At 71.1% G+C, this 12,993-nt stretch carries 9 protein-coding genes and 3 tRNA genes; all 12 read left to right on the plus strand.

Translation table 11 applies throughout. The annotated features are described in order from the left end of the window. The first annotated feature begins 218 nt into the window (after window positions 1–218). On the plus strand, window positions 219–1,349 hold the full coding sequence (dnaN, locus tag AB0O11_RS20470; RefSeq protein ID WP_224284069.1) for a DNA polymerase III subunit beta: 1,131 nt from the start codon (window positions 219–221) through the stop codon (window positions 1,347–1,349). Window positions 1,350–1,520: 171 nt separating this feature from the next. Then, a complete protein-coding gene (gene gnd, locus AB0O11_RS20475; protein WP_363388684.1) occupies window positions 1,521–2,396 on the plus strand; it encodes a phosphogluconate dehydrogenase (NAD(+)-dependent, decarboxylating) in 876 nt (291 codons plus the stop codon). A 41-nt stretch (window positions 2,397–2,437) separates the two neighbouring features. After that, a complete protein-coding gene (recF, locus tag AB0O11_RS20480) occupies window positions 2,438–3,571 on the plus strand; it encodes a DNA replication/repair protein RecF (RefSeq protein ID WP_363388687.1) in 1,134 nt (377 codons plus the stop codon). A 157-nt stretch (window positions 3,572–3,728) separates the two neighbouring features. Further along, window positions 3,729–4,304: a DciA family protein gene (locus tag AB0O11_RS20485; protein WP_363388709.1), complete on the plus strand. Its 576-nt coding sequence runs from the start codon at window positions 3,729–3,731 to the stop codon at window positions 4,302–4,304. 268 nt (window positions 4,305–4,572) lie between these two features. Further along, window positions 4,573–6,588: a DNA topoisomerase (ATP-hydrolyzing) subunit B gene (gene gyrB / locus AB0O11_RS20490; protein ID WP_363388690.1), complete on the plus strand. Its 2,016-nt coding sequence runs from the start codon at window positions 4,573–4,575 to the stop codon at window positions 6,586–6,588. 134 nt (window positions 6,589–6,722) lie between these two features. Continuing rightward, on the plus strand, window positions 6,723–9,260 hold the full coding sequence (gyrA, locus tag AB0O11_RS20495) for a DNA gyrase subunit A (protein WP_363388711.1): 2,538 nt from the start codon (window positions 6,723–6,725) through the stop codon (window positions 9,258–9,260). Window positions 9,261–9,486: 226 nt separating this feature from the next. After that, entirely contained in the window at window positions 9,487–10,173 is a 687-nt protein-coding gene (locus AB0O11_RS20500; protein WP_363388693.1) for a DUF3566 domain-containing protein, read from the plus strand. A 260-nt stretch (window positions 10,174–10,433) separates the two neighbouring features. Then, complete coding sequence (locus AB0O11_RS20505) at window positions 10,434–11,828, plus strand: cyclopropane-fatty-acyl-phospholipid synthase family protein (RefSeq protein ID WP_363388695.1); 1,395 nt, start codon at window positions 10,434–10,436, stop codon at window positions 11,826–11,828. Window positions 11,829–11,844: 16 nt separating this feature from the next. Continuing rightward, window positions 11,845–11,921: transfer RNA gene (locus tag AB0O11_RS20510), tRNA-Ile, on the plus strand. Between the two features lie 101 nt (window positions 11,922–12,022). Then, a tRNA-Ile gene (locus AB0O11_RS20515) sits at window positions 12,023–12,096 on the plus strand. 446 nt (window positions 12,097–12,542) lie between these two features. Further along, window positions 12,543–12,671, plus strand: coding sequence for a DLW-39 family protein (locus AB0O11_RS20520; RefSeq protein ID WP_014137031.1), 129 nt, complete (start codon window positions 12,543–12,545; stop codon window positions 12,669–12,671). Window positions 12,672–12,856: 185 nt separating this feature from the next. Next, window positions 12,857–12,929 (plus strand) — tRNA-Ala (locus AB0O11_RS20525). The last annotated feature ends 64 nt before the right edge of the window (window positions 12,930–12,993 follow it).

Raw genomic sequence — 12,993 nt, forward strand, 5'->3', positions numbered from 1 at the left:
TGCTTTCAAAGTGGGTGGGCCCCGAATCTGTGGACAACCGCGCCCCGACAAGCGTTCGGGTTGCTTCCGCCCGTCTGCCCCGTCTGTCGGCGGAGTACGTCAGACTGTCCTTGCGACTGGAAGCGGAGTGACGGAGCTCGGCGGACAGCCGAACCGACGATCAAGATCAGACGAACCAGAGTGCGAGCGGGAGCGCTCGATCCAGGAGGCGGTTACCGGTGAAGTTCCGGGTGGAGCGTGACGTCCTCGCGGAGGCGGTGGCCTGGGCTGCCCGCAGCCTCCCGGCACGGCCTCCGGTGCCGGTGCTGGCCGGCCTGCTGCTGACCGCGCAGGAGGGCAGCCTGGCGCTGTCCGGCTTCGACTACGAGGTCTCGGCCCGGGTCGAGCTGGAGGCGGACGTCGAGGAGGCCGGCACCGTCCTGGTCTCCGGCCGGCTGCTGAACGACATCTCCCGCAACCTCCCCAACCGGCCGGTGGAGATCTCCACCGACGGCCAGCGGGTCAGCGTGGTCTGCGGCAGCTCCCGCTTCACCCTCCCCACCCTCCCGGTGGACGAGTACCCCGCGCTCCCCCAGATGCCGACCGCCACCGGCACCGTCTCCGGCGACGTCTTCGCCTCCGCCGTCAGCCAGGCCGCGGTCGCCGCCGGCCGGGACGACACCCTCCCGGTGCTCACCGGTGTCCGGGTCGAGATCGAGGGCGACCGGATCACCCTGGCCGCCACCGACCGCTACCGCTTCGCCGTCCGCGAGCTGCTGTGGAAGCCCGAGCAGTCGGACATCTCCGCCGTCGCGCTGGTCCCCGCCAAGACCCTCCAGGACATCGCCAAGTCCCTGGGCAGCGGCGACAACGTCTCCATCGCGCTCTCCTCGGGCGGCGCGGGCGAGGGCCTGATCGGTTTCGAGGGCGCCGGCCGACGGACCACCACCCGGCTGCTGGAGGGCGAGTTCCCCAAGTTCCGCAGCCTGTTCCCGACCGAGTTCAGCGCCGTCGCCGCGATCCAGACCCAGCCCTTCCTGGAGGCGCTCAAGCGCGTCTCGCTGGTCGCCGAGCGCAACACCCCGGTCCGCCTGAACTTCGAGCAGGGCGTGCTGACCCTGGAGGCCGGCTCGGGCGACGACGCCCAGGCCACCGAGCGGATCGAGGCCGACCTGGAGGGCGACGACATCTCGATCGCCTTCAACCCGGGCTACCTGGAGGAGGGCCTCAAGGCCATCGACTCCCCCTTCGCCCAGCTCAGCTTCACCACCCCGACCAAGCCCGCGCTGCTCAGCGGCAAGGTCTCGGTGGACGCCGAGGAGGACAAGGCCTACCAGTACCTGATCATGCCGGTCCGCCTCTCCGGCTGATCCACCCGCGTCCGGTTACCCACAGGCTGTGCACACCCGCTGTGCACAGCCTGTGGACGTCTCCCCCGCTCGGCCGACCGCAGACGGCCGGGGCCGCTCCAGCGCGTAGGCTCAAGGAGTGCGGCAACGGCGCCGCCGGCAGGCACGTTCACCACAGGTAAGGACTTGGTCATGGAGCTCGGCCTCATCGGTCTCGGCAAGATGGGCGGCAACATGCGCGAGCGGATCCGCCGCGCCGGCCACACCGTCATCGGTTACGACCGCAACCCGGACATCTCCGACGTCGAGAGCCTCCAGGAGCTCGTCACCAAGCTCCAGGGCCCGCGCGTGGTCTGGGTCATGGTCCCGGCGGGCGCCGCCACCCAGGCGACCGTCGACGAGCTCGCCGAGCTGCTCTCCCCCGGCGACGTGGTGGTCGACGGCGGCAACTCCCGTTGGACCGACGACATCAAGCACGCCGAGGCGCTGGCCGCCAAGGGCATCGGCTTCGTGGACTGCGGCGTCTCCGGCGGCGTCTGGGGCTTGGAGAACGGCTACGCGCTGATGTACGGCGGCGACGCCGAGCACGTCGCCAAGGTCCAGCCGGTCTTCGACGCCCTCAAGCCCGAGGGCGACTTCGGCTCGGTGCACGCGGGCGCGGTGGGCGCCGGCCACTTCGCCAAGATGGTCCACAACGGCATCGAGTACGCGATGATGCAGGCCTTCGCCGAGGGCTGGGAGCTGCTGGAGGCCGCCCCCGAGGTCACCGACGTGCGCGAGGTCTTCCGCAGCTGGCAGGAGGGCACCGTCATCCGCTCCTGGCTGCTGGACCTGGCCGTCCGCGCCCTGGACCAGGACGAGCACCTGGACAAGCTGCGCGGCTGGGCCGCCGACTCCGGCGAGGGCCGCTGGACCGTCGAGGCCGCGATCGACCACGCCGTGCCGCTGCCGGCGATCACCGCCTCGCTGTTCGCCCGCTTCGCCTCCCGCCAGGAGGACTCGCCGCAGATGAAGATGATCGCCGCGCTGCGCAACCAGTTCGGCGGCCACGCGGTCGAGTCCAAGTAACCAGACGGTTCTCCACGAGAAGGCGGGCGCAGTCCACAGCCATGCACGTCGCGCATCTGTCGCTCGCCGACTTCCGGTCGTACGCCCGGGCCGAGGTTCCCCTCGACCCGGGCGTGACCGCCTTCGTCGGACCCAACGGTCAGGGCAAGACCAACCTGGTCGAGGCGATCGGCTACGTTGCCACCCTGGGCAGCCACCGGGTCGCCACCGACGCCCCGTTGATCCGGCTGGGTGCCGAGCGGGCGGTGGTCCGCACCTCGGTGGTGGACCGCGGCCGCTCCACCCTGATCGAACTGGAGCTCACCCCGGGCAAGGCCAACCGGGCCCGGATCAACCGCTCCGACAACGTCCGCCCGCGCGACGTGCTGGGCCTGCTGCGCACCGTGCTGTTCGCTCCCGAGGACCTCAGCCTGGTGAAGGGCGATCCGGGTGAGCGGCGGCGCTTCCTGGACGAGCTGCTGACCGCCCGGGCACCTCGGCTGGCCGGGGTGCGGCAGGACTACGAGCGGGTGCTCAAGCAGCGCAACGCCCTGCTGAAGACCGCCGCGATGGCCCGCCGGGCCGGCGGCGGCAAGGGTGCGGACCTGTCCACCCTGGAGGTCTGGGACGGCCATCTGGCCCGCGCCGGCGCCGAGTTGACGGCCTTCCGGATCCAGCTGGTGGCCGCCCTGCAGCCGCTGGTGGCGGCCGCGTACGGGCAGCTGGCCCCCGGGGGTGGCGAGACCGCCCTGGAGTACCGCAGCTCCTTCGAGGGCGAGCTGCCGACCAGCCGCGAGCAGGCCGAGGAGCAACTGCTGCACGCGCTGCAGGCGGTCCGCAGGCAGGAGGTCGAGCGCGGCGTCACCCTGGTCGGCCCGCACCGCGACGAGCTGCTGTTCAAGCTCGGCCCGCTGCCCGCCAAGGGCTACGCCAGCCACGGAGAGTCCTGGTCCTACGCGCTGGCGCTGCGGCTGGCCTCGTACGAGCTGCTGCGCGCCGACGGCGGCGAGCCGGTGCTGATCCTGGACGACGTGTTCGCCGAGCTGGACGCCGCCCGCCGGGACCGGCTGGCCGAGCTGGTGGCCGACGGCGAGCAGGTGCTGGTGACCGCGGCGGTCGCCGAGGACGTCCCGAAGGCGCTGTCCGGCGCCCGGTTCGCGGTCTCCGACGGCGCTGTGCGCCGGATCGACGCCTGACCGCGCCCGCTTCACCGGCACCACCGCACCGACGTCACCGCACCGCGACCACTTCCGCGCACCCCCGCCCCGGCCCGACGGGCCAGGCCGCTCCCGTAGGCTGGACGGCTCGGCGGGCGCGCGACCGCGACCGTTGTCCACAGGCTGGGGAAAGGAGATCGCCGTGAGCGAGTCGGCGGAGCGCTCCCCCAAGTCCGAAGCCCCCAAGTCCGAAGCCCCCGGGCCCGGCGCTTCCGGGCCGACCGGCGCCGACCTCGCCCGCTCCGCGCTGCGGGCGGCCCGCGCCCAGGCCCGCCAGCGCGGCGAGCAGGTCCGGGAGAAGCGCGAGGCGAAGCGGCACGGTCTGCGCAGCGGCGCCCGTTCGGACGGCCGCGACCCGGTCCCGCTGGGTGCGGCGCTCAACCGGCTGCTGACCGAGCGCGGCTGGGAGTCCTCGGCCGCCGTCGGCGGGGTGATGGGCCGCTGGCCGCAGATCGTCGGCCCGGACATCGCCGCGCACTGCCACCCCTCCTCCTACGACGAAGCGGCCGCGGTGCTCACCGTGCAGTGCGACTCCACCGCCTGGGCCACCCAACTGCGCTGGCTGGCAAGGCAGTTGGTGGCCAGACTGAACCACGAGCTGGGGCACGGGACGGTCAAGACCATCAAGGTGCTCGGCCCGGCGGCGCCCGCCCGCGGCTACGGCCGGCTGCGCGCGCCGGGGAGCAAGGGGCCGGGCGACACCTGGGGCTGAGCGGGTGGTCGGACGGCCGCCGGGTGCGCGGATCGGATGGCGATCTTCCGGAACCCCTGACAGCCCTTCCAGGCGCCCTGGGCCCCCCGGGCGAGTATCGGGACATGTGCAGAGGGGATTCAGGGCGGCATATCTGCCCTCAAGGGCTGCCAAACGCCCATCTCTGTCAGTCGTACCGGTAGACTGGAAGCCAAACACTGTTGCTAGTGGCAACCGAGTCGAAACGCTGTGGTCGCACGCCCGCCCGCACGGGGTGGGCATGCGGCCCGTGCTGTGCCAGAGAGGGCGCTTCGTGGCCGATTCCGGCAACCCCAGCCAGACCCCAGACCAGTCCGACCAGGCTTCCTACACCGGTAGCAACATCCAGGTGCTGGAAGGCCTCGACGCCGTCCGCAAGCGCCCCGGCATGTACATCGGCTCCACCGGTGAGCGCGGCCTGCACCACCTGGTGCAGGAGGTCGTGGACAACTCCGTCGACGAGGCGATGGCCGGGTACGCCGACACCATCGACGTCACGATCATGGCCGACGGCGCGATCCGCTGCGTCGACAACGGCCGCGGCATCCCGGTGGACATCGTCCCCGGCCAGGACAAGCCCGCCGTCGAGGTCGTGCTCACCGTCCTGCACGCGGGCGGCAAGTTCGGCGGCGGCGGCTACGCCGTCTCCGGCGGTCTGCACGGCGTGGGTGTCTCCGTGGTGAACGCGCTGTCCACCCGGCTCTCGGTGGAGATCCACAAGGACGGCCACGTCTGGACCCAGGACTACAAGATGGGCGCGCCGACCGCCGCCCTGGTCAAGGGCGCGGAGACCAGCCGCACCGGCACCACGGTGACCTTCTGGGCCGACGGGGACATCTTCGAGACCACCGTCTACTCCTTCGAGACGCTCTCCCGGCGCTTCCAGGAGATGGCCTTCCTCAACAAGGGCCTGTCCATCTCGCTGACCGACGAGCGCCCCGAGCACGCGGACGAGGACGGCAAGCCGCTCTCCGTCACGTACAAGTACGACGGCGGCATCGCCGACTTCGTCGCCCACCTCAACTCCCGCAAGGGCGAGCCCGTCCACCCCTCGGTGATCGACTTCGAGGCCGAGGACAAGGACAAGGCGATCTCGGTGGAGATCGCGATGCAGTGGAACTCCTCCTACACCGAGGGGGTCTACAGCTTCGCCAACACCATCCACACCCACGGCGGCGGCACCCACGAGGAGGGCTTCCGCGCCGCGCTGACCGGCCTGGTCAACCGCTACGCGCGGGACAAGAAGCTGCTCCGCGAGAAGGACGACAACCTCTCCGGCGAGGACATCCGCGAGGGCCTGACCGCGATCATCTCGGTCAAGCTCGGCGAGCCGCAGTTCGAGGGCCAGACCAAGGACAAGCTCGGCAACACCGAGGCCAAGACCTTCGTCCAGAAGGTCGTCCACGAGCAGCTCAACGACTGGCTCGACCGCAACCCCAACGAGGCCGCGGACATCATCCGCAAGTCCATCCAGGCCGCCACCGCGCGCGTCGCCGCCCGCAAGGCCCGCGACCTGACGCGCCGCAAGGGCCTGCTGGAGTCCGCCTCGCTGCCGGGCAAGCTCTCCGACTGCCAGTCCAAGGACCCGTCCGAGTGCGAGATCTTCATCGTCGAGGGTGACTCCGCCGGAGGCTCCGCCAAGCAGGGCCGCGACCCGCGCACCCAGGCCATCCTGCCGATCCGCGGCAAGATCCTGAACGTCGAGAAGGCCCGGATCGACAAGGTGCTGCAGAACACCGAGGTCCAGGCGCTGATCTCGGCCTTCGGCTGCGGCATCCAGGAGGACTACGACGAGTCCAAGCTGCGGTACCACAAGATCGTCCTGATGGCCGACGCCGACGTCGACGGTCAGCACATCCGCACCCTGCTGCTCACCCTGCTGTTCCGCTTCATGCGGCCGCTGGTCGAGTCCGGGTACGTCTACCTCGCCATGCCCCCGCTGTACAAGATCAAGTGGGGCAAGGACGACTTCGAGTACGCCTACTCGGACCGCGAGCGCGACGCGCTGATCGCCGCCGGCGTCGAGGCCGGCCGCCGACTGCCCAAGGACGACGCGATCCAGCGCTTCAAGGGTCTCGGCGAGATGAACGCCGAGGAGCTGCGCGTCACCACCATGGACGCCGAGCACCGGCTGCTGCTCCAGGTCACCCTGGAGGACGCCGCCCGCGCCGACGAGCTGTTCTCCGTGCTGATGGGCGAGGACGTCGAGGCCCGCCGCTCCTTCATCCAGCGCAACGCCAAGGACGTCCGCTTCCTGGACGTGTGACGCCTGCACCCCAGGCCCCGCACGTACCAGTCCGCGTGAAAGGAAACTGACCACCAGTGGTCGACGACAACCGTCCCGAAGGCGAACAGCCCGAGACCCCCGCAGCCGCCGCCGAGGCCACCGCCCAGGCGACCATGCGGATCGAGCCGGTCGAGCTCGAGACCGAGATGCAGCGCTCGTACCTCGACTACGCGATGAGCGTGATCGTCAGCCGGGCGCTCCCCGAGGTCCGCGACGGCCTCAAGCCGGTGCACCGCCGCGTGCTCTACGCGATGTACGACGGCGGGTACCGGCCCGAGAAGGGCTACTACAAGTGCGCCCGCGTCGTCGGCGACGTCATGGGCAACTACCACCCCCACGGCGACACCTCGATCTACGACACCGTGGTCCGCCTGGCCCAGCCGTGGTCGCTGCGGATGCCGCTGGTGGACGGCAACGGCAACTTCGGCTCTCCGGGCAACGACCCGGCGGCGGCCATGCGCTACACCGAGTGCAAGCTGATGCCGCTGGCCATGGAGATGATGCGCGACATCGACGAGGAGACCGTCGACTTCGCGCCCAACTACGACGGCCGCTCCCAGGAGCCGACCGTCCTCCCGGCCCGCTTCCCCAACCTGCTGGTCAACGGCGCCACCGGCATCGCGGTCGGCATGGCCACCAACATCCCGCCGCACAACCTGCGCGAGGTCGCCTCCGGCGCGCTCTGGTACCTGGAGAACCCCGAGGCCTCCAACGAGGAGCTGCTGGAGGCCCTGATCGAGCGGATCAAGGGCCCCGACTTCCCCACCGGCGCGCTGATCGTCGGCCGCCGCGGCATCGACGACTACTACCGCACCGGCCGCGGCTCGGTCACCATGCGGGCCGTCGTCGAGGTCGAGGAGATCCAGGGCCGCCAGTGCCTGGTGATCACCGAGCTGCCCTTCCAGGTCAACCCGGACAACCTCGCCCTGAAGATCGCCGACCTGGTCAAGGACGGCAAGATCGCCGGCATCGCCGACGTCCGCGACGAATCCTCCTCGCGCACCGGCACCCGCCTGGTCGTCGTGCTCAAGCGCGACGCGGTCGCCAAGGTCGTGCTCAACAACCTGTACAAGCACACCGAGCTGCAGACCAACTTCGGTGCCAACATGCTGGCCCTGGTCGACGGCGTGCCGCGCACCCTGTCGCTGGACGCCTTCATCCGGCACTGGGTCAACCACCAGGTCGAGGTCATCGTCCGGCGCACCACCTTCCGCCTGCGCAAGGCCGAGGAGCGCGCCCACATCCTGCGCGCCCTGCTCAAGGCCCTGGACCTGATCGACGAGGTCATCGCGCTGATCCGGGCCTCGGCGAGCGCCGACGCCGCCCGCACCGGCCTGATGGGCCTGCTCGACATCGACGAGCTCCAGGCCAACGCCATCCTGGAGATGCAGCTGCGCCGCCTGGCCGCCCTGGAGCGCCAGCGGATCATGGACGAGCACGACGAGCTCCAGCGCAAGATCGACGAGTACAACGCGATCCTCGCCTCGCCGACCCGCCAGCGGGAGATCATCTCCGAGGAGCTCGCCGCGCTCGTCGAGAAGTACGGCGACGAGCGGCGCTCCACCCTCATCCCCTCCGACGGCGACCTCTCCATCGAGGACCTCATCGCCGAGGAGGACATCGTCGTCACGATCACCCGTGGCGGCTACGTCAAGCGGACCCGCTCCGACCTCTACCGCTCGCAGAAGCGCGGCGGCAAGGGCGTGCGCGGTGCCCAGCTGAAGCAGGACGACATCGTCGACCACTTCTTCGTGACGACGACCCACAACTGGATCCTGTTCTTCACCAACAAGGGCCGGGTCTACCGGGCCAAGGGCTACGAGCTGCCGGACGCCGGGCGCGACGCCCGCGGCCAGCACGTGGCCAACCTGCTGGCCTTCCAGCCGGAGGAGCACATCACCCAGGTGATGGCCGTCCGCACCTACGAGGACAAGCCGTACCTGGTCCTCGCCACCCGGGCCGGCCTGGTGAAGAAGTCCGCGCTCAAGGACTACGACTCGCCGCGCTCCGGCGGCCTGATCGCGATCAACCTGCGCCAGGACGAGGAGGGCCGGGACGACGAGCTGATCGGCGCCGAGCTGGTCTCCGCCGAGGACGACCTGCTGCTGGTCTCCAAGAAGGCCCAGTCGATCCGCTTCACCGCGACCGACGACGCGCTGCGGCCCACCGGCCGCGCCACCTCCGGCGTCAAGGGCATGGCCTTCCGCGAGGACGACGAACTGCTCTCGATGAACGTCGTCCGTCCGGGTACCTACGTCTTCACTGCGACCGACGGCGGATACGCCAAGCGCACCGGTGTGGACGAGTACCGTGTCCAGGGGCGCGGCGGCTACGGCACCAAGGCAGCGAAGATCGTCGAGGGGCGCGGCTCGCTGGTCGGTGCGCTCGTGGTCGACGAATCCGACGAGATCATGGCGATCACCCTCTCGGGTGGAGTGATCCGCACAAGGGTTTCCGAGGTTCGTGAAACCGGACGTGACACCATGGGCGTCCAACTGATCAACCTCGGAAAGCGCGACGCGGTCGTGGGCATGGCCCGCAACGCGGAGGCCGAGGACGAGGAGACGGCGGAGGACGAGGTGGCGGGTACCGAGTCCACCGAGACGGCCGAGGGTACGGAGACGGTGGTCGGCGGAGACGCCGAGGCCTGAACCGAACCGCAGACCGGTTCCGCCGCGTCAAGGTAGACGGACGCGGCGGCACCGGACGCCGACCAGTTCCGGGCAATCCCGCCGGGCGCTGGATGACGAGTGACGAAGCAGGGCGGCGCCGCCGTCCTGGTGGGAAGTGCGGGAGGACCAGGTGAGTGGAGCCACGGGTGCTGCGGGAGGAACCTCCGGCGGCCGTCCGGGCGCACAGGGCGGGGGTTCGTACGGCGTGCCGCAGCCGCCGGCCGAGCACCCGGCCGCGTCCACCTCGCTGATGCCACCGGTCGGCGGAGCGGGACAGAGCGGCGCGACCTACGGGGGGCAGCCGCAGGGCAGCTCGGGCGGCTTCTCGCAGCCGACCACGTACGCCAAGGGGCAGCCGACCCCGGCCCGGGGCACCCGGACCTCGGGCAACACCCCGGCCGGTGGAACCCCGGCCGGTGGAACCCCGGCCGGTGGAACCCCGGTCGGCGGTACGCCCGCCGCCGGGGCGGCGCGCCGCCCGGCCGCCGCCGCCCCCGCGGGTGGCGGCCCCGGGCTCGGCCGGACCCGCAAGGCCCGGCTGCGGGTGACCAAGGTCGACCCGTGGTCCGTGATGAAGGTCAGCTTCCTGCTGTCGCTGGCCGTCGGCATCATCATCATCGTGGCCTCGGCCGTGCTGTGGATGACACTGGACTCGCTCGGCGTCTTCGACTCGCTGACCAAGACCCTCAAGGACGTCACCGGCTCGGACAGCAGCGGCGGCCTCAACCTGATGGACTACATCGGCTTCGGCAAGGTGATGACCTTCACCACGCTGATCGCCGTGGTCGACGTCGTCCTGCTGACCGCCCTGTCCACGCTCTCCGCGTTCATCTACAACGCGGCGGCCGGCTTCACCGGCGGCGTCGAGCTCACCCTGGCCGAGGAGGACTGATCCCGGCCGGATCCTGACCCTCGCTCAGCTCTCCGTCCGAGGACGGAATGCACGGGTCCCGCGGGCTGTTGCAGCCGGTGGGGCCCGTCGGCATTTCGGGTGACAGCCGGCCGCCCGCGGCGCGCCGTCCGGAAACCGGGCGGCCGCGGTGGGATTAGCTGGGTGCCGCCCGTCCCGCGCCTGGGAGTGCCGCAGGCCGCCCCCGGTCCGCCCGACCGGGTCAGCTGAGGTTCCGCAGGACGACTGGACGGAGGCGCGCGGTGGCGAAGCTCGCAGGTCAACTGGTCGAGGCCCTGGAAGGGCTGTTGGGGGTCCCGGTTCCGCTGCGGGTACAGGTCTGGGACGGCAGCGTCGCCGGGCCGCCGGGCGCGCCCACCGTGGTCCTGCGCAACCGCCGGGCACTGCGCCGGCTGATCTGGCAGCCGGGCGAGCTGGGACTGGCCCGGGCCTACGTCGCGGGGGACCTGGAACTCGCCCCCGGCACCGATCTGTACGAGACGCTCTCCGCCGTCGCCCGCTTCGCCGAGCGGCCGGAGATCCGCACCCTGGCCCTCGGGCCGCGCGACGTGCTCGGCGCCAAGGGCCGCCGGGTGCTCGCCGCCGTGCTGCGGGCCGGAGCGGTCGGCCTCGATCCCGAGCCGCCCCGCGAGGAGGTCCGCAAGGCCGACGGGCGGCTGCACAGCCGCAGCCGGGACCGCGCGGCCATCAGCCACCACTACGACGTCGGGAACGACTTCTACCGGATCGTGCTGGGCTCCTCGATGGTCTACTCGTGCGCCTACTGGACGCCGGAGGCGAAGAGCCTGGAGGCCGCCCAGGAGGCCAAGCTCGACCTGATCTGCCGCAAGCTCGGCCTGCGCCCCGGGATGCGCCTGCTGGACGTCGGCTGCGGCTGGGGCTCGCTGCTGCTGCACGCGGCGAAGCACTACGGGGTCACCGCGGTCGGCGTCTCCATCTCCCGGGAGCAGGTCGCGCTGGCCCGCGCCCGGATCGAGGAGGCCGGGCTGTCCGACCGGGTCGAGGTCCGGCTCCAGGACTACCGGGAGATCGCCGACGGGCCCTTCGACGCGATCTCCAGCGTCGGGATGGCCGAGCACGTCGGCTCCGAGCAGTACCGGGTCTACGCCGAGGGCCTGTACCGGATGCTGGTGCCCGGCGGCCGGCTGCTCAACCACCAGATCGCCCGCCGCCCCGACTTGCCCGGCGAGCCGCACCGCACCAGCCCGTTCATCGACCGCTACGTGTTCCCGGACGGCGAGCTCTCCCCCGTCGGTTCCACCGTGGCCCGGTTGGAGGAGGCCGGCTTCGAGGTCCGGGACGTCGAGTCGCTGCGCGAGCACTACGGGCTGACCCTGCGCGAGTGGGTGGCCAACCTGGAGGCGCGCTGGACGGAGGCGGTCCGGCTGGTCGGGCGCGGCCGGGCCCGGGTCTGGCGGCTGTACATGGCGGCCTCCGCGCTCGCCTTCGAGCAGAACCGGATCGGGATCAACCAGGTCCTTGCCGTCCGCAGCACCGAGGAGGGCGCGGCAGGTCTGCCGCCGACCCGCGAGGAGTGGCTGCTGAGCCCCACCGCCGCCGCGCCGCAGCTGGTCGCGGGGGGCGTCGCCGCGGCCCCGGCCGACCCGGATTTGGGAGATCGGCCGTCGGTCCGCTAATCTTTCAGTGCGGCAAGGGCCTATAGCTCAGACGGTTAGAGCGCTTCCCTGATAAGGAAGAGGCCACAGGTTCAAGTCCTGTTAGGCCCACCACCGCGAAGGGCCCGGAGTGATCCACTCCGGGCCCTTCGACACTTCCTGAAATCGAGCGGGACACGGATCGGCCGGAGTCGGGTACGATCTCTGTTCGGTGAGGGCCTATAGCTCAGACGGTTAGAGCGCTTCCCTGATAAGGAAGAGGCCACAGGTTCAAGTCCTGTTAGGCCCACCTCCCCGAAGGGCCCGGAGTGATCCACTCCGGGCCCTTCGGCGTTCCCCGCCGCCGGACCGGGAACCGCCCGCCCTTTTTCGCTACCCCCGGGGGAGGGACGGTGGAGGGTTGGTGACGACATGGGGGTGTTCCGGGCGATGGGCGTCCCCGGAGGGCGAGGGGGCACCGCCACGGACCAGGGTGGACCTGGTGAACGGCACGGCCGTGGTGGTGGTGCCGGGCGGCCCGGCGGGAGGTGCGGCGTCAATCCTGGGACCGCACCGCCGGGTTGGCCGTACGGCGGCTGGTCACGATTGGGACACCGGTGTGTATCATCGGCCGCAAGGGCAGTCTGGTACTCGGCCGCCCGTTCGCGCTCGAAACACAACTGGACTCGTCGGCCCGGTCAGTCCGGCCGGTTCCCGCTCTTGAGTCCACCAACGCACGAAGGACGAGGTCCCGCGGTGAAGAAGCTTCTCCTGGTCGCCCTGGTCGCCCTCGGCGGCTTCTTTGTCTACCGTCAGGTCCAGGCCGACCGCGCCGAGCAGGACCTGTGGACCGAGGCCACCGACCCGGTCCCGGCCGGTCGCTGAGCCCCCGGCGATCTGACGATCGACGAACTCCGGAGGCGCCCGTCGGCGCCTCCCGGGCCGGCCGGCCCGGTCGACGAACCGGACCGGCCGACCACAGGGAACGGCACTGTCCCGGGGGGGACGGCGCTGGGAATCGCGCCGGAAACCGGTACGCTAGTGCCCGTTGGTACGCGCGGTGCCGTCGAGGGGCATTAGCTCAGTTGGTAGAGCGCTGCCTTTGCAAGGCAGATGTCAGGAGTTCGAGTCTCCTATGCTCCACAGTTCACAGCGGTAGCCGATCGGCCGCCGACCAGGATCCTGGTCGGCGGCCGAGCGGCGGTCC

This window comes from Kitasatospora sp. NPDC093102, assembly GCF_040683915.1.
In the GTDB taxonomy this organism is placed as follows: Bacteria; Actinomycetota; Actinomycetes; order Streptomycetales; family Streptomycetaceae; genus Kitasatospora.

Excerpts from the sequence above, each read along its gene's own strand:
- gnd (WP_363388684.1), top strand. The coding sequence starts at position 1,521 with ATGGAGCTCGGCCTCATCGGTCTCGGCAAGATGGGCGGCAACATGCGC.
- recF (WP_363388687.1), top strand. The coding sequence starts at position 2,438 with ATGCACGTCGCGCATCTGTCGCTCGCCGACTTCCGGTCGTACGCCCGG.
- gyrA (WP_363388711.1), top strand. The coding sequence starts at position 6,723 with ATGCGGATCGAGCCGGTCGAGCTCGAGACCGAGATGCAGCGCTCGTAC.